Annotated in this window: 16 protein-coding genes and 4 pseudogenes; 6 read left to right on the forward strand and 14 right to left on the reverse strand. The window is 72.4% G+C overall.

The features are described from left to right. Positions 1–327 precede the first annotated feature (327 nt). The 3 genes and pseudogenes from ppdK to ACZ5TL_RS05975 all read left to right on the forward strand — a co-directional run. Positions 328–3,024, forward strand: a complete 2,697-nt coding sequence (gene ppdK / locus ACZ5TL_RS05965) for a pyruvate, phosphate dikinase (protein ID WP_468588146.1) — start codon at positions 328–330, stop codon at positions 3,022–3,024. A gap of 104 nt (positions 3,025–3,128) precedes the next feature. Beyond that, positions 3,129–3,512: a hypothetical protein gene (locus ACZ5TL_RS05970; protein ID WP_468588148.1), complete on the forward strand. Its 384-nt coding sequence runs from the start codon at positions 3,129–3,131 to the stop codon at positions 3,510–3,512. Positions 3,513–3,621: 109 nt separating this feature from the next. Beyond that, a pseudogene (locus ACZ5TL_RS05975) lies at positions 3,622–3,894 on the forward strand (CBS domain-containing protein); the annotation flags it as partial. Positions 3,895–3,959: 65 nt separating this feature from the next. Here ACZ5TL_RS05975 and ACZ5TL_RS05980 read toward each other — a convergent pair. The 3 genes from ACZ5TL_RS05980 to ACZ5TL_RS05990 form a co-directional block, all read right to left on the reverse strand. Then, on the reverse strand, positions 3,960–6,353 hold the full coding sequence (locus ACZ5TL_RS05980) for a glycoside hydrolase family 65 protein (RefSeq protein WP_468588567.1): 2,394 nt from the start codon (positions 6,351–6,353) through the stop codon (positions 3,960–3,962). A 175-nt stretch (positions 6,354–6,528) separates the two neighbouring features. After that, complete coding sequence (locus ACZ5TL_RS05985) at positions 6,529–7,404, reverse strand: universal stress protein (protein ID WP_468588568.1); 876 nt, start codon at positions 7,402–7,404, stop codon at positions 6,529–6,531. A 43-nt stretch (positions 7,405–7,447) separates the two neighbouring features. Beyond that, the gene (locus tag ACZ5TL_RS05990; protein ID WP_468588150.1) at positions 7,448–8,521 is read right to left on the reverse strand and encodes a zinc-dependent alcohol dehydrogenase family protein; all 1,074 of its coding nucleotides are present in this window, start codon (positions 8,519–8,521) and stop codon (positions 7,448–7,450) included. Between the two features lie 305 nt (positions 8,522–8,826). Here ACZ5TL_RS05990 and ACZ5TL_RS05995 point away from each other — a divergent pair, with 305 nt between their 5' ends. Next, positions 8,827–9,249: a pyridoxamine 5'-phosphate oxidase family protein gene (locus ACZ5TL_RS05995; protein ID WP_468588152.1), complete on the forward strand. Its 423-nt coding sequence runs from the start codon at positions 8,827–8,829 to the stop codon at positions 9,247–9,249. A 105-nt stretch (positions 9,250–9,354) separates the two neighbouring features. Beyond that, positions 9,355–9,756, forward strand: a complete 402-nt coding sequence (locus ACZ5TL_RS06000; protein WP_468588154.1) for an STAS domain-containing protein — start codon at positions 9,355–9,357, stop codon at positions 9,754–9,756. Here ACZ5TL_RS06000 and ACZ5TL_RS06005 read toward each other — a convergent pair. From ACZ5TL_RS06005 to ACZ5TL_RS06020, 4 genes and pseudogenes are all read right to left on the reverse strand, one after another. Then, positions 9,701–10,210 carry a pyridoxamine 5'-phosphate oxidase family protein gene (locus ACZ5TL_RS06005; RefSeq protein WP_468588156.1) on the reverse strand — a complete coding sequence of 170 codons (510 nt, stop codon included), beginning with the start codon at positions 10,208–10,210 and terminating at the stop codon, positions 9,701–9,703. The two genes, ACZ5TL_RS06000 and ACZ5TL_RS06005, sit on opposite strands and share 56 nt — an antisense overlap. 104 nt (positions 10,211–10,314) lie before the next feature. Further along, positions 10,315–10,821 (reverse strand): flavodoxin domain-containing protein, encoded by a 507-nt coding sequence (locus tag ACZ5TL_RS06010; RefSeq protein WP_468588158.1) that lies wholly within the window; start codon positions 10,819–10,821, stop codon positions 10,315–10,317. A 16-nt stretch (positions 10,822–10,837) separates the two neighbouring features. After that, complete coding sequence (locus tag ACZ5TL_RS06015) at positions 10,838–11,569, reverse strand: CBS domain-containing protein (RefSeq protein ID WP_468588160.1); 732 nt, start codon at positions 11,567–11,569, stop codon at positions 10,838–10,840. A 12-nt stretch (positions 11,570–11,581) separates the two neighbouring features. Then, a pseudogene (locus tag ACZ5TL_RS06020) lies at positions 11,582–12,381 on the reverse strand (acetate--CoA ligase family protein); the annotation flags it as partial. Between the two features lie 276 nt (positions 12,382–12,657). On the opposite strand from ACZ5TL_RS06020, the gene ppk2 reads away from it, so the two are divergent. Beyond that, complete coding sequence (ppk2, locus tag ACZ5TL_RS06025; protein WP_468588162.1) at positions 12,658–13,461, forward strand: polyphosphate kinase 2; 804 nt, start codon at positions 12,658–12,660, stop codon at positions 13,459–13,461. Between the two features lie 2 nt (positions 13,462–13,463). Here the strand turns inward: ppk2 and ACZ5TL_RS06030 are convergent. From ACZ5TL_RS06030 to ACZ5TL_RS06060, 7 genes and pseudogenes are all read right to left on the reverse strand, one after another. Continuing rightward, positions 13,464–13,616: pseudogene (locus ACZ5TL_RS06030) on the reverse strand (universal stress protein); the annotation flags it as partial. A 63-nt stretch (positions 13,617–13,679) separates the two neighbouring features. Further along, complete coding sequence (locus ACZ5TL_RS06035; RefSeq protein ID WP_468588164.1) at positions 13,680–14,585, reverse strand: universal stress protein; 906 nt, start codon at positions 14,583–14,585, stop codon at positions 13,680–13,682. Positions 14,586–14,744: 159 nt separating this feature from the next. Then, positions 14,745–15,374 (reverse strand): hypothetical protein, encoded by a 630-nt coding sequence (locus ACZ5TL_RS06040; RefSeq protein WP_468588569.1) that lies wholly within the window; start codon positions 15,372–15,374, stop codon positions 14,745–14,747. Positions 15,375–15,622: 248 nt separating this feature from the next. Then, entirely contained in the window at positions 15,623–16,510 is an 888-nt protein-coding gene (locus ACZ5TL_RS06045) for a pyridoxamine 5'-phosphate oxidase family protein (RefSeq protein ID WP_468588166.1), read from the reverse strand. Positions 16,511–16,662: 152 nt separating this feature from the next. After that, the gene (locus ACZ5TL_RS06050) at positions 16,663–18,453 is read right to left on the reverse strand and encodes a sensor histidine kinase (RefSeq protein ID WP_468588168.1); all 1,791 of its coding nucleotides are present in this window, start codon (positions 18,451–18,453) and stop codon (positions 16,663–16,665) included. Positions 18,454–18,704: 251 nt separating this feature from the next. Further along, positions 18,705–19,397 (reverse strand): response regulator, encoded by a 693-nt coding sequence (locus ACZ5TL_RS06055; protein WP_468588170.1) that lies wholly within the window; start codon positions 19,395–19,397, stop codon positions 18,705–18,707. A gap of 189 nt (positions 19,398–19,586) precedes the next feature. Then, positions 19,587–21,239, reverse strand: a pseudogene (locus tag ACZ5TL_RS06060) (phosphoketolase family protein); the annotation flags it as partial. Between the last annotated feature and the right edge of the window lie 73 nt (positions 21,240–21,312).

Here is a 21,312-nt window from a genome sequence, read left to right on the forward strand (position 1 = left end):
CGAGCCATGCTGCCCGATGCACCCCTCGCAGCACATTGCCGGTTTCCGGCAGTGTTCGTGAGAGTGTGCATGCCGGTGGCCGTTAGGAAGCCGTCCAGCAGAGGCGAAGGGCTTCGGTTCCGGATGCCTTCGTCTTCGGGCTTCCTCCCGGCGCGGGCGGAGACCCAGGGGCCGTACTGCCCTGCCACGAGTCCTTTGGGCCCTGCGGGGCGGCGGGCGGCATCGGGGCCGACCGGCCCCCCGGTCGGGACTGCCGGTACCTCGCGCGGAGCACGTCGGCGTTCGACGCTGGAAGAACCACGCCCCACAGCTGAGGAGCGCAGCGTCATGGCCCGTTACGTGTACGACTTCACCGAGGGCGGCCGTGACATGGCCGGCCTGCTCGGTGGCAAGGGCTCGAACCTGGCCGAGATGACCCGGCTCGGACTGCCGGTGCCGCCGGGCTTCACCGTCACCACCGAGGCCTGCCGGGCCTTTCTGGACGGCGGTGGGGAGCCTGCGGGCATGTGGGCTGAGATCTCCGAGCACCTGACGGCCGTCGAGGCCGCCGCGGGCCGATTGCTCGGGCAGCCGGACAACCCGCTGTTGCTGTCCGTCCGCTCCGGCGCCAGGTTCTCCATGCCCGGCATGATGGAGACGATCCTCGACATCGGGCTCAACGACGAGTCCGTCCTCGGGCTGGCCGAGGTCTCCGGCAGCGAGCGCTTCGCCTGGGACTCCTACCGCCGGCTGATCCAGATGTTCGGCAGCACGGTCATGGGCGTCGACCCGGCGCTGTTCGAGCGGGCCATCGCCCTGCTCAAGGACCTGCGCGGCGTCCCGGACGACGTGCACCTGGAGGCCGCCGACCTGGCCCAGCTGGTGGAGACGTACAAGAACGTCATCCACCTGGAGACCGGCGCGTACTTCCCGCAGTCCCCCGCCGAGCAGCTGCGCCGGGCGGTCCTGGCCGTCTTCGGGTCCTGGAACGGCGAACGGGCCCGGCTGTACCGGCGGCGTGAGCACATCGCCGACAACCTCGGCACCGCCGTCAACGTTCAGCGCATGGTGTTCGGCAACCTCGGGCCCGACTCCGGCAGCGGTGTCGCCTTCACCCGGGACCCGGCGACCGGGCGCCCCGGCCTGTACGGCGACTACCTGCCCAACGCGCAGGGCGAGGACGTCGTCGCCGGGACGCGCAACACCGTGCCGCTAACCGAGCTGGAACGCCTGGACCCGCGCTCGTACGCACAGCTGCGTGAGCACCTGAGGACCCTGGAGCGGCACTACCGGGACCTGTGCGACATCGAGTTCACGATCGAGCGCGGCACCTTGTGGATGCTGCAGACGCGGGTCGGCAAACGCACCGCCGAGGCGGCCTTCACTCTCGCCGCCGGACTCGCCGACGAGGGGCTCATCACTCCGGACGAGGGCCTCGCCCGGGTGAGTGGTGAGGGGCTCGCACGGCTGATGTTCCCGCGTTTCGACGCCTCGGCGACCGGTGAGCCGCTCGCCCACGGCCTGCCGGCCTCGCCCGGTGCCGCGGTCGGTGTCGCGGTCTTCGACTCCGCCGAGGCGGTGCGGCGTGCCGCGGCCGGCGAGAAGGTGGTCCTCGTACGGCAGGAGACCACCCCCGACGACCTGCCCGGAATGATCGCCGCCCAGGCGGTGCTCACCAGCCGGGGCGGCAAGACGAGCCATGCGGCCGTCGTGGCGCGCGGGATGGGCAAGGTCTGCGTCTGCGGTGCCGAGGAACTCTCCGTGGACCTTCAGGCGCGGCGCTTCACCGCACCGGGCGGCACCGTCGTCGAGGAGGGCACGGTCCTGTCCGTGGACGGCTCCGTGGGTGCCGTGTACGCGGGCTCCGTGCCGCTGGTGGACTCAGCGGTCCTCCGCTTCCTGGAAGCCGGTGCGACCGAACAGGGAACGGACGGTCTGGTCGACTCCGTGGCCCGTGCCCTGGCCCGGGCCGACATCGTGCGGCGGATGGAGGTGCGGGCCAACGCCGACACCCCGGAGGACGCCGTCCGCGCGCGCCGGTTCGGCGCCCAGGGCATCGGCCTGTGCCGTACGGAGCACATGTTCCTCGGCGACCGCCGCAAGCTGGTCGAGGAGATGATCCTGGCCGGCACGGACGCACAGCGGGACCGGGCGCTGGCAGCCCTGCTCCCGCTCCAGAGGGAAGACTTCACGGGCATCCTCGAGGCGATGGACGGCCTGCCGGTCACCATCCGCCTGCTGGACCCGCCGCTGCACGAGTTCCTGCCGGACCTCACCGAACTGGCGGTGCGGATCGCCACCGCCGAGGCCCGGGGGGAGGTGCCTGCCGCGCACGACGTGGAGCTGCTGAGCGCGGTGAACCGGATGCACGAGGAGAACCCGATGCTCGGGCTGCGGGGCGTGCGCCTCGGCCTGGTGGTTCCCGGCCTGGTCGGCATGCAGGTCCGGGCGATCGGTGAGGCCGTCGCGCAGCGCCTTCTGGCCGGTGGCACTCCCCGGGCGGAGATCATGGTCCCGCTCGTCGGGGACGTCCGCGAACTGCGGATCGTCCGGGAGGAGGTGGAGCGGGTCCTGGCCGAGGTGTCCACGACGTCGGGCGTGCCGGTCGCGTGCCCGGTCGGCACCATGATCGAGCTGCCCCGGGCGGCTCTGACGGCCGGCCGGATCGCCGAGGAGGCGGAGTTCTTCTCCTTCGGCACCAACGACCTGACCCAGACCACCTGGGGCTTTTCCCGCGACGACGTCGAGGCCGAGTTCTTCTCCGCCTACCTGGACAAGGGTGTCTTCGCGACCTCCCCGTTCGAGACGCTCGACCGGGACGGGGTGGGCCGGCTGGTCGGGATGGCCGTCGCGGAAGGCCGCGCCACGAGGCCGGACCTGAAGATCGGTGTCTGCGGCGAACACGGCGGGGATCCCGACTCGGTGCACTTCTTCCACACCGCCGGCCTCGACTACGTCTCCTGCTCCCCCTTCCGGGTGCCGGTGGCACGGCTGGAGGCCGGGCGGGCCGCACTGAAGGGGGCAGATGTGAGCGACAGCAGGTGAGCGGGACTCCCGGCCCCGGTTCCGGGGCCGTCCGCCTCTGGGGGGCGGGAGACGGCCCGCGACAGCCTGGAGGCGTGTCGCGACGATCACGAGGAGTGGAGCACATGACTGCCAAGGACTTCGGTAACCGTGGCCTCGGCGCCACCGTCCGCGTGCGCGCCGAGGGCGACGTCGACGAGGAGTCCCTCGCCTACGTCCGGGAGAAGGTCGGCGCCGCTCTGGACCGTCCCGGGCTTCCGCCCGCCAACGGCGTCGTGCGCGTCGCCAGGGCCGCGGCCCATCACGTCGAACTGCCCTGGTCCGCCGGCGCGGAGATCCGGGTGGGCAACGACCTCGTGGTCGTCCACGCCCGTGAGGCGAGCGCCCGGGAGCTCGCCGACCGGCTGCAGGACCGGCTGCGCAGCGGCACGGACCGTGTCGCACACCGCGGGGACGCGAGCCGCAGGACGGCCCCGCCGCCCCCGTGGCGCGGCGGTCCGGAGCGATAGGCGCCCCCGGCGCCCGCTGATCTGGTGGGGAGTCAGGGCCGTCACACCCCCTCCCCGCCGTGCTCGTGAGGGAGAGACCACCGTGCCCACTCGCACCGTCGGTGAAGTGATGACCAGGAACGTCGTGGAGGTACGCCGGACGACATCGTTCAAGGAAGTCGTCCGCCTGCTCGACCGGCACCGGATCAGCGGAGTGCCGGTGCTCGACGACGACAAGGTGCTCGGCGTCGTCTCCGGCACCGACCTCGTGCGCGCGCAGGCGCGTCGGGCCGAGACCGAGCCGTCCCGTGCCGTCCTGGCGGCGGACGTGATGTCGAATCCCGCGATCACCGTGCACCCGGAGCAGACCGTCCCGGACGCAGCCCGGCTGATGGAGCGCCGAAGCCGCCCGCATCGTGCGCGACGCCGCCGTCGCCGCGGGAGTGCCGGAGCACTTGCGGACCGCCGTCATTCGGCGAGGAGCAGCCGGCACGTCTCCCCCGGCTGGACGCTGACCGCGCGGTCGGGCAGTTCGATGTCGATCGGCATGAGGGAGGACGGGGGCACGGCGATCTCCAGTCGTCCGCTCGTCAGCCGCAGCCGGATGCCCCAGTGGCCCTGGTAGCGGATGGAGAAGCCGTACGAGGAGAGCTCGGGCAGCGGAACGGGGTTCAGCCACAGTGCCCCGGAGCGGGTCTCCAGGCCGGTGAGCCCCCGCTGGACGAAGTCGAGGGTGCCGGCCATGGCGCCCAGGTGGATGCCCTCGCCGGTGGTGCCGCCCTGCAGGTCGGCGATGTCGCCGCGCAGGGCCTCCTGGCAGAACGTCCACGCTTCGGCGCGTCGGCACCGGGCCAGGACCCAGCCGTGGACCAGGCCGCTGAGGGTGGAGCCGTGGCTGGTGCGGGCGAGGTAGTAGTCGACCGTGCGCCGCCAGGTCTCCTCGTCCAGCCGGTAGCCCAACCGGTCGAAGAGCTGCTGGAGTTCGTCCGGTGAGAAGAGGTACCCGAGCATGAGCACGTCGGCCTGTTTCGACGCCTTGTAGCGGTTGACGGTGTCGCCCTCCGCTTCCAGGATCCGGTCCAGGCGCCGGATGTCGTCGTACCGCTTGCGGTAGTCGTCCCAGTCGAGTTCCGTGAGGTCGCCGTAGCCCTCGAACTGGCTGATGACGCCGTCGTGGAAGGGGATGTGGAGCGTGCGGGAGAGGTCCTCCCAGTGCTCCGGTTCGCCCTCGTCGAGGGCGGTGCGCTCGGCGAGTTCGCGGCGGCGGGGTTCGGGCAACGTGCGCAGCAGCTCCACGGTGCGGGTGAGGACCCAGGCGGCCATGACATTGGTGTACGCGTTGTCGTCCAGGCCGGGCCGCTCCGCGCCGGGGTACGCCTCGTGGTACTCGTCGGGGCCGACCACGCCCCGGATGCGGTGCCGCCCCGAGGCCTTGTCCCAAGTCGCCGAGTCGGCCCAGAAGCGCGCGATGTGCAGCAGCATCTCGGCGCCCTTGGTGTGGAGGAACTCGGCGTCGCCGCCGGCCTCGCAGTACTGCCACACGTTGTAGGCGATCGCCGATCCGACATGGTGCTGAAGGTGCGTGTGGTCGGGCAGCCAACGGCCCGAGCGCGGGTTGAGGTGCAGTTGCTGTGTCTCCTCGCGTCCGTCGCTGCCACTCTGCCACGGGTAGAGAGCGCCGCGTCGGCCGATGGCCCGGGCCGAGGAGCGGGCCCGGTCCAGGCGCCGGTGGCGGTAGTGGAGCAGGGCGCGGGACACCTCGGGGAAATGCAGGTTCAGATACGGCAGGACGAACAGCTCGTCCCAGAAGACGTGCCCGCGGTAGGCCTCGCCGTGCAGGCCGCGCGCGGGAACGCCGACGTCCAGGTCGGCGGTGTGCGGGGAGAGGGTCTGGAGCACATGGAAGAGGTGCAGGCGCAGGATGTGGCCCGCTTCCCCGGGGACGTCGAGCCCGGCCCGGCGCCACAGCTGGTTCCAGGCGGTGCGGTGGGACGTCACCAGTTCGCCGAAACCCGGTGCCGCGCTCACCCGCTCGGCGGCTGCCTGAAGCGGGTCGCTGATCGCGGGGTCGTGCGAGGTGTGCAGGGCGATGGTCTTCTCGACGGTGGCGGTCCGGCCAGGTGTCAGGGACAGCACGAGGCGCTGGACCGCGCGCGCCGGTTCGTGCGCGTCCGTGACCGGTGCCTGGGCCGTGAGCCGGGCGGCCATGCCGATGCGGATGTCCGAGGTGCGGGTCCGGCAGCGCAGCCACACCGTGCCGGGCACGTCGGTGCCGGTCTGCACGTGGGTCAGGTGGCGCCCGTCCAGGTCCCGGTAACGCGGCACCCCGGCATTGGTGACGTCCCCGTCGAGCGCGGCCTCGACCTCCAGCTCACCGGAGAAGTCCTCGGCGGTGAACTCGGTGCGCAGCGCCGCGAGGTGGGGGTCGGCCATGTGCACCAGTCGCTGCTGCCGTACGGACAGCACGCGTGCCGGGCCGAGGGCGTACCGGGTGCGGCGTTCCAGCAGTCCCGAGTCCAGGTGGAGGGTCTGACGGTGTTCCATGACGGTCGCCGTGTCGGGTGTGAGCCACTGCTCGCCCGTGAGGCGGAAGCGGAGCGGGAGCCAGTTGGGGACGTTGACCAGGTCCTCGTTCTCGACCTGGCGTCCGGCGACCTCGGAGGTCAGCCGGTTGTAGCAGCCGGCTACGTACGTGCCCGGATAGTGCACGTCGTCCGCGGCGCACTCGGGCAGCGCCCCGCGGGTGGCGAAGTAGCCGTTGCCCAGCGTGCACAGCGACTCCCTCAGCCGCTCGTCGGACGGACGGTACCCGTCGTACTCCCAGGTACCGTCGTACTCCCAGGTGCCGTAGTGCTCCGACATTCCGTCGTGCTCCCGGCTGCCGTCGTAGTCCCAGGTTCCGTCGTGCTCCGGGCTGCCGTCGTACTCCCGCGTCCGGTCCGTCACGAGGCTGTCTCCTCTGCGCAAGGGGCGCGAGGCCCGACGCTCTCCCATTTTTCTCCTCGCGGGGCCCGCCGCGCTCCCCGGCAGGGCGGACTCACACCCGCTGAGGCACGACGGCCACGGGGCACCGGGCATGGTGCAGCAGCGTGTGGGCCACCCTGCCGAGCTGGAGCCCGAAGTGGCCCTGCCGGCGCCGCGCTCCGACGACCACCAGGTCGGCGGCGGCCGACCGGAGCACCAGCACCTTGCGGGCCGGCCCCTCCACCGGCGTACGGCGCACCCGGGCACCCGGGTGATCGGCCGTCGCGTCACCGAGCAGTTCGTCGAGCTCGGCGCGGGCGCGCTCCTCGTGGTGCCGGTCGAGCGCCTCGGTGAGCGCGCCCGTGTCGTCGCCCTCGTGCGTGGGGCAGCGCCAGGCCCGGACCACATCGAGAACGCACCCCCGGGCCTCGGCCTCACGGAAGGCGAACCGAACGGCTTCCCCGCTCCTGGCCGCTTCCCCCGCGCCGAGCAGGATCCGCTCGTGGGTACCCGCCAGGCCGGCCTTGTCGCCCCGCACCACGATGACCGGACAGTGCGCGCGGGCCGCGACCGCCAGCCCGACGGAGCCGAGCAGCAGTCCCTTCAGCTCGCCGCGGCCCCGCGACCCGGTGATCAGGGCGGTGGCGTTGTTGCCCTCGTGCAGGAGCGCGTCCGCCGCCTCGGCCAGGACGACCTCGGTGGACACCTTCACGTCCGGGTTGCGCCGGCCGGCACGCTCCGCGGCGGAGGCAACGATGTGGTCGGCCATCACCTGTCCCGTCGGGCGGTCCGCACCGAGCGACGGCACGATGCCCTCGTACCGCTCCCACAGGGAGGCATGGACCAACCGCAGCGCGAGGCCGTGCCGGGCAGCTTCGTCCACCGCCCAGTCGACCGCCTGCAGACTGCCGTCCGATCCGTCGACGCCCACAACCAGGGGCAGTTCCATCGTCATCGTTCCCACCCTCTCGTCACCGGGCAGTCCTCCTTCGTCAGGCCGCCTCGACGGGGACGACCTCCTGGTGCCGGTCTCCACCGAGCACGATCTTGAGTGCGCCGGTGTCGGCGGCCCGGGCGAAGACGTCGTACGCCTCCTCCATGTGGTTCAGCGGGAAGGTGTGCGTGACCAGCTGCCCGGTGGGCAGCCGGCCGGCGGCGGCCATCTTGAGCAGGGTGGGCGTGGAGTACGTGTCGACCAGGCCCGTGGTGATGGTCACGTTCTTGATCCACAGGTCTTCCAGGTGCAGGGTCGCGGGCTTGCCGTGCACACCCACGTTGGCCACGTTCCCGCCGGGCCGCACCATCCTGGTGCAGAGCTCGAAGGCCTCGGGTACGCCCACGGCCTCGACGACGACGTCCGCGCCCAGCCCTTCGGTGAGGTCCGAGATCAGCTGCTCGGGGGCTTCCCGGGCGTCGGCCACGGCGCCCGCGCCGAGCCGTCTGGCCTCGTCCAGCCGCGCGGCGGCGAGGTCCACGGCGACGATCCGCTCCGGTGCGAACAGCCGCGCCGTGGCGATGGCCGCGAGTCCGATGGGGCCGGCGCCCACGACGGCGACGGTGTCCCCGGGCCGTACGTGCCCGTTGAGGACACCGACCTCGTAGGCGGTGGGAAAGATGTCGGCCAGCAGCACGGCGTCCTCGCTGTCCAGGGCGCTTGGCAGCGGGTGCACGGACAGGTCGGCGTACGGCACGCGGACGTACTCGGCCTGGGTCCCGTCGATCAGGTGGCCCAGGATCCAGCCACCGCCGCCCCGGCACTGGCCGTACACGCCCTCGCGGCAGTAGCGGCAGCGGCCGCAGGCGGTGATGCAGGAGACCAGCACCCGGTCCCCCGGCCGCACCGTGCGCACGTCACCGCCGACATCGACGATCTCACCGACCGCCTCGTGCCCCAGCACCGTGCCCGGGCGCACCTCGGGCACGTCGCCTTTGAGGATGTGCAGATCGGTACCGCAAATGGTGACGGCGTCGACGCGCACGATGGCGTCGGTCGCCTCCTTGACAGCGGGGTCCGGGACGTCCTCCCAGGCGGACTGTCCGGGGCCGTGGAACACGTAGCCCTTCATGGCGTTCCCACTTTCCTGGCAGAGGCGCGATGCCGGGAATGCACCGCATTTCCAGCTTCGCGCGGACCGGTGGGAGGCGCATGGGCCGGCCGGTCCCCTCCACCGGCCCGAGAGGGTCGCCGCGGCCGGCGGCGCGGGGACGCGGCGGGCCGCTCGCCTCAAGGTGCGAGGCGCGCAGCCCCGGCAGGTCCGGGGCACGCCGTTGGCGGTGCCGGGCTGCCACCCGGCCGCGGGCGGTTTTCGCGGGCCCGGATGAGGGCCGACCGGCCCTACTGCCTCGCGGCGCCCGGACGGACGATGGTCTGATGTTGCAGAACGACGGCTTTCGCTCCCTCGACCGGCAGGAGTGCCTGCGCCTGCTGGCGAAGGTGCCAGTGGGCCGCCTGGTGTATACCCAGCAGGCCCTGCCCGCGGTCCTCCCGCTGAACTTCTCCCTGGACACGGACGCCTCGGTCATCCTGTGCACCTCCGCCGGCTCCGACCTCGTACGCGCCGTCGACGGTGTCGTCGTCGCCTTCGAGGCGGACGAGTTCACCGCGGCGACCCGGTCCGGGTGGAGTGTGGTCGTCACAGGGCGGGCCAGGGTAGTGACGGACCCCGCCGAACACGAGCGGCTGTCCCGGACCGCGCCCGGTTCCTGGATGCCGCTGCACCGTGCGGTCTTCGTGCGCATCACGAGCGAGTTGGTCTCCGGGCGCGAGCTGCAGGGGACTCGCAGCCCGCACTGAGCGGGTACCCGCCGGGTCCCTTGGGCCGAACGGCCCCGGTCCGTGACGGGCAACAGGGCCTCGTGGCCCTACCGCGTGGGGCGGCTCCTGGACTTGACTCCGTCCATGGCGCACCAGCACACCGGCACCCTGCCGAGCCACACCGAACGCCCCGTCGGCGACACGAACGTCGTGGAGTTGCACGGCGAGATCGACGTCCTCACCGAGCCCGCGCTCTCCGCTCGGCTCGACGCCCTGACCGCCGCGCAGCGGCCGGACCTGATCGTGGACCTGAGCACGGTGTCCTTCATCGACTGCGCCGGGCTGCGCGCACTGTGCCGGGCGCGCAGGCGGGCCGAAGCCCGGCACGGCCGGCTGCGGCTGGTCACCGACAGCGTCTCCTTCCGCCGCCTCCTGTGCCACACGGACCTGACCGGCGCCTTCGAGCTGTACGAGCGGCTGTCCGATGCCCTCAGCCCGGCTCACGTTCCGATGAGCGGCCCGTCGACGGACTGCCGCCCCGCCTGATCCGCGTAGCGCCCGACGCAGGCACGGCCACTTCGTACAGAGTCCGTCCGCCGGCGAGCTCCCGCCCGGTGACCAGGTCCGGCTCGATGCGCACCAGCACCTCCTCGGGCCACGGCACCCAGGAGCGGGGGCCGCTCTCGGCGAGGCGCCTCTGCTCGACCGGATCGGTCACCACCGAGGCGGAACCCGTGACGACGACGCTCCAGCCCGAGTGAGCCGCGGCGTCCACCTCGTCGGCCTCGAAGGCGACCACCGCGCCGTCGATGGCGCGGACCAGCTCCGAGGCGGCCGAGGTGCGCAGCAGCACCGCGCCGTCGTCGTCCAGGCGGAACTTGACAGGCAGCACGGCGGGAAGGGCACGACGGGTGTGGACGATACGTCCCACCGGCACTGTGGCCAGCAGGCGCAGGCACTCCTGCCGGTCCAGTTCGCGGAAACCGTCGTTCGCGTACATCAGCCAGTCCGTCCTTCATCCGGTGCAGCGGTCGGGCGATCCCTTGTCCTGCCCGGCACCAGGGCGGGCAGGACAAGGCCCGGCCGGTCGTCGGGCCGGCCCCACTAGGGGGCTTCGTCGCCGATGAGTTCGCCGGCCAGCCGCGCGGCCCAGGTCTCGATCGCGTCGAAGTCGCGGAAGTCCCCGCCCTTGCCGGAGCGCAGGATCATCCGGGCGACGCGGCCCTTCGCGCCTTCCTCGAGACGGCCTCCGAAGGTGACGTGCCCGGTGACGTCCAGCTTGCCCATCGCGCGCTTGACGCCGGGCACGGGCGGGATGTCCCGCTCCGACGCCGAGGCGTCGAGCGGCCCGCTGCTGAAGAACCACACCGGGCTCTCTTCCAGGGACCTGCGGTGGCGCCGCACGAAGCGGCGGGCGTCCCGGTGCCAGCGTCCCGCGTAGAGGGCTCCACCGACCACGACGGCGTCGTACGACGCCAGACTCGTCACGGTTCCCGCGGGCACCGCCTCCGCCGCCAGCCCCTGCTTGCGCAGGACCGCCGCGACGGATTCGGCGATCTCCGCCGTGGAGCCGTTGGTCGTCCCGTAGGCGACCAGCACGTTGTTCGGCATGGTGGTTCGCCTCCTTTCAGGGTTGTCGCGGCCGGTCGCCGGCCGTCCGGTGCTGTGACCGGTCGCCGGGACGGAGCCGCGCGTCGTCGATCCAGTAGGTGAGTCTGTCGATCACCTCGGCCACGCCGTCGATCCGCCATGCCAGGGAGACGACGACCGCGGTGTCACTCCTGCGTTCCATGTGACCGTGCAGCGTGACGACACCGTGCGAGACCAGGACGGTGACGCAGGGAGGCACCGGTCCCAGGGCGCGTCCCAGCACCTCGTCGACGATTTCCGAGCGGATCTCCTCGTCGGGCCTCCGGAATGCCGTGTGCGGGGCGCGCCGGGTGACGATGCCGACCATGCGGCCCGTCCCGTCGAGCACGGGCAGTCGCTCCACTCGTCGCAGGGCAAGCGTGCGCGCGGCCTGCCCGATGGTGTCGCCGGCGTGTGCGGTGACACGCGAGCCGTTCGTCACCTGGCCGGCCGTGCGGGTCCGCACCGTCGTGGCCCGTTCCCTGGCGCACGGCGTCAGTGCGGCAAGGCTCAGCCGGCGCCCGGGCTCGACGCGGACCGGCAGCCGGGCCGCGTCCGGTCGCAGGTCGGTCTCCGAGAGGACGCCGGTGACCCGTCCGTCCTCGTCGACCACGGGCAGTCCGCTGATCCCGCGGTCGGCCAGCAGCCGCAGCACCTCCTTGAACGGTGTCCCGCGGCCGAACCGGACGACGTCGGTGGCCGTCGACGTACCGGTCTTGTCGTGTTTCATGCCGATCCCTCCTCAGCGGAGTCGGCGGAGGTGGAGGTCATGGGGTGTGCGCGGCAGGAGGCGGATGCGCGCGTCGAGGACGGTGATCCCGCCGGGTGTCGCGAGGACGGGGTTGAAGTCGGCCTCGGCGAGCTGCGGCAGGTCCTCCGCCATGCGGGAGAGCCGCAGAAGGAGCTGTTCCAGGCCTTCGAGGTCCACGGGACCGCTGCCGTGCGCGCCGAGGAGAAGCGGGGCGCAGCGCGGGGCGGTGATGAGGTCGTGCACGTCGTAGTCGGTGAGCGGGGTGAGGCGAGCGGCGTGGTCGGCGAGCACCTCCGTGGCCGTCCCGCCGAGGCCGAAGAGGACGAGGGGTCCGAAGACGCCGTCATGGACGACCCCGGCGAACAGTTCGGTCCCGCGTGGGGCGAGCGGCTGCACGACCACCCCGGTCATCACCCCGGCGAACCGGGCCCGCAGGTCCTGGTAGGCGGCCCGGACCTGCTCCTCGCCGCGCAGGTCGAGGTGGACCGCGTGCTGCTCGCTCTTGTGCACCAGTCCCGGCCAGTGGGCCTTCATGGCCACTCGGCCGTCGAGTCCCACGGCGACTGTGGAATGCCGTAGCAGGCCAGCAGCTCCGCGCAGGTACGCGGCTCCAGCCAGCCGCCGTCCGGCTGCGCGGCCAGACAGCTCTCGGCGATCCGCCGGGCTCGCGCCGTGTCGGCTCCCTCGGGAACCGGGACGGTGCCGGACGGGCGGGCGAGCCAGGCCGTCCGGCGGGCGGCGTGGGCCAGCGCCCGTGCCGCCGCCTGCGGTTCGGCGTACGACGGCGTGGACGGTGGGTCGGTCGAGCACGTCGTCCGTCATCTCGGATCTCCTCCAGGCCATTCGACACTTCGAGCATCCGGCTGCTCGCCGCCGCGCCCCAGGGCTGTCCGGGGCCGATTCGAGGGCCGATCGGCCCAAGGCAGGGGCGTCGTCCGGCCAGAACCGCCGAAGGTGCCGGCCGGATGCGCGGCCGGTCGCCACTCAGTACGGTGGCGTTCTGGTGTTCGACCTGGACGGAGTGGCCCGGCGGTGGATGCCCGGGTCACCGGGCGGTGGAGGGTGGCATGGCCGGCAAGAAGGCAGCGAAGCTGTCGCGCACGGCGTACGAGAAGGAGCTGCTGCGTCTGCAGACGGAGCTGGCGAGGCTGCAGGAGTGGGTGCGGGCGGAGGGAGTCCGGCTGGTCGTCGTCTTCGAGGGCCGGGACGCGGCGGGCAAGGGCGGCACCATCAAACGGGTCGCCGAGCATCTGAATCCCCGCGTTGCGCGGATCGCGGCTCTGCCGAAGCCGACCGAGCGCGAGCGCACCCAGTGGTACTTCCAGCGCTATGTGGAGCACCTGCCGGCCGCCGGCGAGATCGTGCTCTTCGACCGCTCCTGGTACAACCGCGCGGGTGTCGAGCACGTCATGGGGTTCTGCACGAAGCGGGAGTACCAGCTCTTCCTGCGCCAGTGCCCGATCTTCGAGCGGATGCTGGTGGAGGAAGGGATCCTGCTGCGCAAGTACTGGTTCTCGGTGAGCGACACCGTGCAGCAGGACCGCTTCCAGCGCCGGCTCCAGGACCCCCTGCGGCGCTGGAAGCTGTCCCCCATGGACCTGGAGTCGATCACCCGCTGGGAGGCCTACTCCCGTGCCAAGGACGAGATGATGGTGCACACCGACATCGCCGAGGCACCGTGGTACGTCGTGGAGAGCGACGACAAGCGCCGTGCGCGGCTGAACATGATCGCCCACCTGCTCGCCTCCGTGCCGTACCAGCAGGTGGCACCGCCCGTCCTGGAACTGCCGGAGCGCCCGCCGTCGACCGGGTACCAGCGCCCGCCGCGCGAGCTGCAGAAGTACGTCCCGGACCGCACGGCGGACCTCTGACCTCACGCCGGTCCGGGTACGACCGCCACCGGGCAGACGGAGTGGTGCAGGAGGGTGTGGGCGACGCGGGAGAGCTGGAGCCCGAGGTGGCCGGACCGGCGCCGGGCCCCGACGACGAGGAGGTCGGCCTCGTGCGAGGCGGCGAGGAGCACCCACCGAAGGCCCGGACGACTGCTGCCTACGTGTTGGTGCTCCTCAGGGTGCTGTGGGCGGGTGTTTCAGGCGTGCGGGACGACGGCCACGGGGGCGGCGGCGTGGTGCAGGACGGCGTGCGTGACGGGGCCGATGTGGGCGCCGAGCGGGCTGCGCCGGATGCGCCGGCCCACGACGACGAGGGATGCCGCCCGGGAGGCTTCGATCAGTTGCAGGGAGGGGCTGCCGAAGCGCGACTCCTCCGCCACCTCGACGTCCGGGAACTTCTGCCGCCACGGCCCCAGCGCCTCGGCCAGGGCGGTGGACTCGCTCCGGGCGAGGGTGCCGTGCAGTCCGGGGTCGGCGGACACGCCGAAGGCGTAGTAGGTCGGCGGGTTCCAGCCGTGGACGACCCGGAGGGAGGTGGCACGGCGTCGCGCCGCCTCGAAGGCGAACTCGATCAGCGTCGCGTCGGGGCTGGCGGTGTCCAGGCCGAGCACGACCGGCCGGTATGGGGCCGCGGCCGACGGGATGCCGACGGGGTCCATCTCGTGCTCGTCGGCCGCCTGTCCTCCCGCCCGGACCAGGACCACCGGCCGCTCGGCGTGCGCCAGGACGGCCAGGCCGACGGAGCCGACCAGGAAGCCACCGATTCCGCTCATACCGCGCGAGCCCAGGGCCAGCAGTTCGGAGTCCTTCGCCACCGAGCACAGTGCCTCGGCGGGGCTGCCGGAGAGCTGTTCCGTACCCACCTCGACGCCGGGGTGCCGCAGCCGCAGCCCCTCGGCGGCCTCGCGGGGAGCCCTGTCGGTCCAGTGCCGGCGGGTCTCGGCTCCCGGGAGCGGTGCCTGGGCGACGGGCTCGGGCACGGGCTGCCGGACGTGGACGAGCTTGAGCGGCAAACCCAGCAGCTTCGCCTCCCGGGCGGCCCATTCGGCGGCGGCCCGGCTCTCGGCCGAGCCGTCGAGACCTGCGGTGATGGTGCGGGACATACTTCTCAACCTCCGGGTAGGGCTTCTGGTTCGAGGGTCGTACGCGGGCGGCGGGAACCCCAGGGGCCACTGGTCCCGGGCCGGGACCCGACCGTCCCTCGCACAGGCGCACAGGCCGGGCAGTGGGCCCGCGAGGGAGCCCACCGCGTTCTCCTCCGGTCAGCGCAGCCAGCCGTTCTCGCGGACGAAGGGGAGCCTGGCCCAGAGCCGGCCGAGGCCGAGAGCGTCGCCGGCGGAGAAGGCGGCCAGGGCGATCAGCACGGCGGCGTAGACGAGGTGGTAGTCGGCGAAGGGGTTGGTCGACATGCTCGGCGAACCGTCCGAGAGGTGCCGGGCAGGCGGCCACTCCGCCATCCACATCAGCGCCATCATCACGGTTCCCGCCACCGCGGCCAGGCGCAGCCCGATGCCCAAGGCCAGCGCCAGGCCGATGCCCAGGAGGCCCAGCATGAACAGCCAGTCCGCCCAGGCCGCACCGGCCCACGCGTGGAACGTGGACTCCAGCGGTCCGACGGCCACCGAGCCGAGGAATCCCTTGGTCGGCGAACCGCCGTCGATCCAGCCGTTGCCGGACGGAGTCGCGTAACCGAAGCCGAACGTCTTGTCCAGGAAGGCCCACAGGAAGACGAAGCCCATGAGGATGCGCACCGAACCGACGATGTACGCCCTCGCGGTGTGCGTGGCGTCGAGTGCGGACGCGGTGGCTCCGGGTGCGGTGGACTGCCGGTTCCTTCGGAACGACGGCAGGTGGAGACCCGCACTCCGGTGTGAGTGATCGTGCACGGCCATGACGGTGATCCCTTCGCGGACGGCCCGGCCGGTTCCGGACACCGTTCACGTTCCTGGCTCGCGGCGGTCGGCGCCGGATGCCGGAGGGTCCACAGTCGTGGGACCCAACGGCCCTGGAGAGCAGGGCCGTTGAGCACGCGGGGCGTGCGGTGGGATGCGGCTGCTACCGCGCCACGGCGGGCACCGGAGGCTGGCCCGGCCACGCCGCGATGGTCACGGCCCCCCTCGTCGGAGGCGAGATGATCCACTCACCGGTCCGCCGGCATGATGCGACGCCCCGTCACGCTCGCGGGCCGGATCGCCACCCACGTGGTGCGTGGGCCGCCGGCCCAGGGGCCGGTGTGGGCCCGCTCCTCCAGGCGGCGCACCTCGTCGGGGTCCGTGACCGCGCGGGCCAGGCCGACGGCCAGCACGCTCCAGCCCTGGCTCATGGCCTCGTCGATGTGGTCCACCTCGAAGGCGACCTCGGTGCCGACGGCGGCGGCGGGGGCCGCGTCGGCCGAGGTGCGGAACACGAGGGCGTCGTCGACGACGTCGTAGTTGACCGGGAGCACGGCCGGGCCGCCGGCGGTGGTCAGCGAGACGCGCCCGACACCGTGCGTGGACAGCAGGGTGCGGCACTCCTTTGGGCTGAGTTCCTGGAGGCGGGGGTGCAGCAGCGCCTGCCCCTGCCCCGGTGGGAGGTCCTGGTCGCCGCCTTGGAGGTCGACGAGCCGGATCCCTAGCGCGTCGGCCAGCCGCATCAGGGTGCCGAGGCTGGGGTCGGACGGCTGCTCCTCGAGGTAGGCGAGGTACTCCGGCGCCATCTGGGCGCGGCGAGCCGCCTCCTCCCGGCTGAGGCCACTGCGGCGCCGTGCGGCCGCCACACGCCGCCCGACGTCTCCCGGCCGGCCCGCGGCGGGCCCGGAGTCCGTGGGTGCCGGTGCCCCGCCGGCCGCCGCCCCCTCGTGGTGAAGGTGCTGGACATGTGCGTCCGGCCCGGGGAAGACGAGCGTGATCTGGCCGGTGTCCGACCACCGCACGTCGTAGGGAGGCGTTCCGTCGTCGTGGTGGAGACCGACGATCTCGCCGTCGCGCCGGGCGGTGCCGGTGGCCGGGCTTTCGACGATCAGCTGATCGCCCAGGTGAGCTTGCATGACGACACCGTTTCGCTCGATGGGTCCGCTCCGGGCTCGCCCTTCCAGGATCAGGCCCGGCCAGGTCCTTCGCCAACGGACCGCGAGGCTTGGCCAGGCGTGGCGCACAGCCTCGCGCGCACCTGGGGACGCTTCCCCCGGTGCCAGCGTCCTCACTGCTCGGACGGCTCCCGCGCCTGCCGCACCGGGGCGTGCCACACGAGTCGCGTCCCGCCGCCGTCCCGGCCGAGGAGTTCCATGTCCCCGCCGAGCTTGCGCGCCCGCTCCTCCATGTTGGCGAGGCCACTGCGACGGCCCCCCGCGGGCAGGCCCACACCGTTGTCCGTGACCGTGAGGCGTACGTCGTTGCCGTCGGTCTCCAGCACGACGTCGGCGCGGTCGGCGTGGGCGTGGCGGGTGATGTTCGTCAACGACTCGGACAGCACGGCCACGACGTGGTCGGCGGTCTCCTTCGGGACGTGGGTGTCGAGCAGTCCCTCCATGCGCACGCTGGGCGCGTAGCCCAGGACGGGCGCGGCCTCGCCGATCACCCGTACCGACCGGGCTCGCAGACCGGGGGCCCGCTCGTCGCCGTGCGTGCGCAGGCCGAAGATCGTCGATCGGATGATCTTGATGGTCTCGTCGAGGTCGTCCACGGCCCGCAGCACCCGCTCCGAGGCCTGTTCGTTGTCGATGAGGCGGCCGGCGCTCTGCAGGGTCATCCCGGTGGCGAACAGCCGCTGGATGGCGAGGTCGTGCAGGTCGCGGGCGATCCGGTCGCGGTCTTCCAGGATGGCGATCTGCTCGGCGTCCCGGCGGCGCTCCGCCAGTTCCATGGCGACCGCGGCCTGCCCGGCGAAGCCCCGCAGGGGCTCCATCTCCTTCTCGGCGAACTCTGCGGCGCCCGTCTCGCGCACCAGCAGGACGACACCGCGGACCCTGTCGCCCGTGCCCACGGGCACGGCCACGGCCGGCCCCAGGCCGGCGAAGCGGGGCGGGTCGGCCGAGACCTCGTCGTCGCGCGAGATGTCCGGGCTGGTCACCGGTGCGCCGCCGGCGACGGCCCGCCCGATGAGTGTTCCCTCGACGGGCAGCACCAGCCCCTGGTGCAGCTCCGCCTGCCTGCCGATGGCCAGTTCCACGTTGAGCGCGTCGGTGTCCTGCATCGGCACGGCGACCAGGGCGAGCTCGGCGCCGGTGATCTCCCGCGCCCGCTCGGCGATCAGCCGCAGGACCTCCGCCTGGTCGCCTCCGGACATCAGGGTGTGCGTGATCTCGGCGTTCGCCCTCAGCCACCGCTCGCGCAGCCTGGACTCCTCGTACAGGCGGGCGTTGTCGATGGCGACGCCCGCGGCCACGGCGAGGGTGGACAGGACCGACTCGTCCTCATCATCGAAGTCGGCTCCGCCGTGCTTCTCGGTCAGGTACAAGTTGCCGAACACCTGGCCCCGGACCCGGATGGGGACGCCCAGGAACGTGTTCATCGGGGGGTGGTGCGGCGGGAAACCGTAGGAGGCCGGATGCTGGGAGAGCTTCGGCAGTCGCAGGGGCTCGGGGTGGCGGATCAGCTCGCCCAGGATGCCGTGGCCCTCCGGGTAGTTCCCGATGCGGTCGATCTGGTCCGGGGTGACGCCCACAGTGTGGAAGGCCGACAGCCGCTTGCCGTCCGGGCCGATCACCCCGAGCGCGCCGTACTGCGCGTCCACCAGTGTGGTCGCGGCCTCCACGATGCTGTAGAGCGCCTGCTCCAGGTCGAGTTCGCGACCGACCGACAGCACCGCCTCGAGCAGGCTGTGCACACGGTCCCGCGTCCCCCGGGCCGCGTCCACCCGGGCCTGCAGCTCCTCCAGCAACTCGTCCAGCCTGAGCTGGGGCAGCTTCACCCGAGCTTTCCGAGTGTCCTCGGAGCTTGCCAACGTGATCCTCCTACCGTTCCCGCCTGGAGTCGACCACCGTCGGCTCATGTGCCACGGTATCGGTCGGCGCCCGAGGAGGGCACGGGGATCACGCCGCCACGGCCAGTCGCACCGGGGCGGTTCGGGCACACGGCAGCCCGGCGGCGTACGCCCTGAGACCGGGCAGCCTGTTGGTGCAACCCCCTTCTTCGTCGTGCCGGCCGGTGCGGCGGGTGAACGGGCCGTGGGCCGTCCGGGCCCGCGGGACGGCAGAAGGGCTCTGAGAGGGATCGTCGCGGTCTGCCGTCCCGGGGCGCGTGTCAGCGCCCTTCGTGCCGCAGCCGGTCCTGGGCCTGCGTGGCGATGACCGCGGCCTGGATGCGCCGCTCCACGCCCAGCTTGGCCAGCAGCCGGGAGATGTGGTTCTTCACCGTCTTCTCCGCGAGGTACAGCCGCTGGCCGATCTGCCGGTTGGTCAGGCCCTCACCGATCAGCGCCAGGATCTCCCGCTCCCGCTCGGTCAGCCCCGGCAGGGCGTCCGGTTCCTCCTCCTGCTGCCGGCCGCCTCGCAGCCTGGCCATCACCTTGGCGGTGGCGCTCGGGTCCAGCAGCGACTGGCCACGGGCCACCGTGCGCACGGCCGAGACCAGATCGGAGCCCTGGATCTGCTTCAGGACGTACCCGGACGCACCCGCCATGATCGAATCCAGCAGGGCCTCCTCGTCGTCGAACGAGGTCAGCATCAGGCAGGCGAGGCCGGGCATGAGCGAGCGCAGTTCACGGCAGACAGTCACGCCGTCCCCGTCGGGCAGGCGGACGTCGAGGACCGCCACGTCGGGGCGCAGCGCGGGAACCCGCACCAGAGCCTGCTCGACGGTGGCGGCCTCGCCGACCACCGTGATGTCCGGCTCGTCGTCCAGCAGGTCGTGCACGCCCCGCCGTACGACCTCGTGGTCGTCCAGGAGGAACACCCGGACAGGCCTTCCGGTGCCGACCTGCTCGCTGTCCGCCATCAGTCACTCCTCGTGATGTGCTCTGGGGGGTCTGGTGGAGTCCCACGGAATCCCATGGTGATCCTTCCCTGCCCCTGGGACCAAAGGCCAGGGCCATTGGTCCCTGGTTTGCCGACACCCATCACGATGGTGTCGCCGCGCGCACACGGTGAGCAAGCGCGCACGCCGTCGTGCGCTGCCGTGGTGGATTCAGCCGTCCCAGGTCCAGTCGGCGACCTCCGGCAGGTCCGTGCCGTGCTCGCGGATCCATACGTCGTGGCGCTGCCGCGCGTCCTGCATGCCCTGGCGCACGGCCGCGGCGCGCACGGCCAGCCTCGGGACACGGTCGATGACGTCCATGACCAGGCGGTAGCGGTCCATGTCGTTGCGGACGACCATGTCGAACGGTGTGGTGGTGGTGCCGATCTCCTTGTAGCCGCGGACGTGCAGGTTCTTGTGGCCGGTGCGGCGGTAGGCGAGGCGGTGGATGAGCCACGGATAGCCGTGGTAGGCGAAGATCACCGGCTTGTCGGCGGTGAAGAGGCCGTCGTACTCGAAGTCGCTCATCCCGTGCGGATGTTCCTCGCTCGGCAGCAGCCGGGCGATGTCGACCACGTTGACGACCCGCACGGTCAGTTCGGGCAGGTGGTGGCGGAGCAACTGGGCCGCGGCAAGGACCTCCTGGGTGGGGACGTCTCCCGCGCAGGCCAGCACGACGTCGGGCTCGTGCGAGCCGTTCCCGGTGCCGGCCCACTCCCAGATGCCGGCACCGCGGGCGCAGTGCACCCGGGCCTCGTCCATCGACAGCCAGTCGAAACAGGGCTGCTTGCCGGCCACGATGACGTTGACGTAGTCGCGGCTGCGCAGCACGTGATCGGCCACGGACAGCAGGGTGTTGGCGTCCGGCGGGAGGTAGACACGCACGACCTCGGGGCTCTTGTTGAGGACGTGGTCGACGAAGCCGGGGTCCTGGTGGGAGAAGCCGTTGTGGTCCTGCCGCCACACGTGGGAGGTCAGCAGGTAGTTCAGGGAGGCGATGGGGGCGCGCCAGGGCAGCCTGCGCGAGGTGCGCAGCCACTTGATGTGCTGGTTGACCATGGAGTCGACGATGTGCACGAACGCCTCGTAGCAGGAGAACAGCCCGTGCCGGCCGGTGAGCAGGTAGCCCTCCAGCCAGCCCTGGCAGAGGTGTTCGGACAGGATCTCCATCACCCGCCCGTGCCGGTCGAGGTGTTCGTCGACGTCCAGGGTGTCCGCCTGCCATGCCTTGCCGCTTGCGGCGTAGACGGCCTGCAGCCGGTTGGAGGCGGTCTCGTCCGGGCCGACCAGGCGGAAGTCACGCCGGTCGGCCGTGCCCGCCATGACGTCCCGGAGCAGGTCGCCGAGGACGCGGGTCGGCTCGTGCAGCGTGGCGCCCGGCTTGTCTACGGGGACGGCGAACCTCTCCAGGGGCGGCAGGGGCAGCTCGCGCAGCAGCAGGCCGCCGTTGGCGTGCTGGGTGGCGCCGAGACGGCGGGCCCCGTCCGGGACGCCGGCCAGCACCTCCGGGCGGGGGCCGCCGCGCTCGTCGAAGAGTTCTCCGGGCCGGTAGGAGCGCAACCACGTTTCCAGGGCGCGCAGGTGGGCGGGGTTGTCGCGGACACCGGACAGCGGCACCTGGTGCGCCCGCCAGGTGCCCTCCACCGGCACGCCGTCGACCTCGGCCGGGCCGGTCCAGCCCTTCGGGGTGCGCAGCACGATGACCGGCCAGCGCGGGCGGCCGGTCGCGCCTTCCTCGCGGGCGGCGCGCTGGGCCTCGGTGATGCGGTCGAGGGCGGTGTCCATGGCCTCGGCCATGGCCCGGTGGACGAGGGCTGGGTCGTTCCGCGCGCGGGCGGCAGATGAGCGCGCGCATGACCAGCGCGTCCAGCAGGACTCCCCCTCGGCCGTCACGTCA

Source organism: Streptomyces sp. NPDC033136, assembly GCF_055578235.1.

Bases quoted from the DNA above. Each gene is read 5' to 3' on its own strand.
- ppdK (WP_468588146.1), top strand. From the start codon at position 328: ATGGCCCGTTACGTGTACGACTTCACCGAGGGCGGCCGTGACATGGCC.
- ACZ5TL_RS05970 (WP_468588148.1), top strand. From the start codon at position 3,129: ATGACTGCCAAGGACTTCGGTAACCGTGGCCTCGGCGCCACCGTCCGC.
- ACZ5TL_RS05980 (WP_468588567.1), bottom strand. From the start codon at position 6,353: ATGTCGGAGCACTACGGCACCTGGGAGTACGACGGTACCTGGGAGTAC.
- ACZ5TL_RS05985 (WP_468588568.1), bottom strand. From the start codon at position 7,404: ATGGAACTGCCCCTGGTTGTGGGCGTCGACGGATCGGACGGCAGTCTG.
- ACZ5TL_RS05990 (WP_468588150.1), bottom strand. From the start codon at position 8,521: ATGAAGGGCTACGTGTTCCACGGCCCCGGACAGTCCGCCTGGGAGGAC.
- ACZ5TL_RS05995 (WP_468588152.1), top strand. From the start codon at position 8,827: ATGTTGCAGAACGACGGCTTTCGCTCCCTCGACCGGCAGGAGTGCCTG.
- ACZ5TL_RS06000 (WP_468588154.1), top strand. From the start codon at position 9,355: ATGGCGCACCAGCACACCGGCACCCTGCCGAGCCACACCGAACGCCCC.
- ACZ5TL_RS06005 (WP_468588156.1), bottom strand. From the start codon at position 10,210: ATGTACGCGAACGACGGTTTCCGCGAACTGGACCGGCAGGAGTGCCTG.
- ACZ5TL_RS06010 (WP_468588158.1), bottom strand. From the start codon at position 10,821: ATGCCGAACAACGTGCTGGTCGCCTACGGGACGACCAACGGCTCCACG.
- ACZ5TL_RS06015 (WP_468588160.1), bottom strand. From the start codon at position 11,569: ATGAAACACGACAAGACCGGTACGTCGACGGCCACCGACGTCGTCCGG.
- ppk2 (WP_468588162.1), top strand. From the start codon at position 12,658: ATGGCCGGCAAGAAGGCAGCGAAGCTGTCGCGCACGGCGTACGAGAAG.
- ACZ5TL_RS06035 (WP_468588164.1), bottom strand. From the start codon at position 14,585: ATGTCCCGCACCATCACCGCAGGTCTCGACGGCTCGGCCGAGAGCCGG.
- ACZ5TL_RS06040 (WP_468588569.1), bottom strand. From the start codon at position 15,374: ATGGCCGTGCACGATCACTCACACCGGAGTGCGGGTCTCCACCTGCCG.
- ACZ5TL_RS06045 (WP_468588166.1), bottom strand. From the start codon at position 16,510: ATGCAAGCTCACCTGGGCGATCAGCTGATCGTCGAAAGCCCGGCCACC.
- ACZ5TL_RS06050 (WP_468588168.1), bottom strand. From the start codon at position 18,453: ATGAGCCGACGGTGGTCGACTCCAGGCGGGAACGGTAGGAGGATCACG.
- ACZ5TL_RS06055 (WP_468588170.1), bottom strand. From the start codon at position 19,397: ATGGCGGACAGCGAGCAGGTCGGCACCGGAAGGCCTGTCCGGGTGTTC.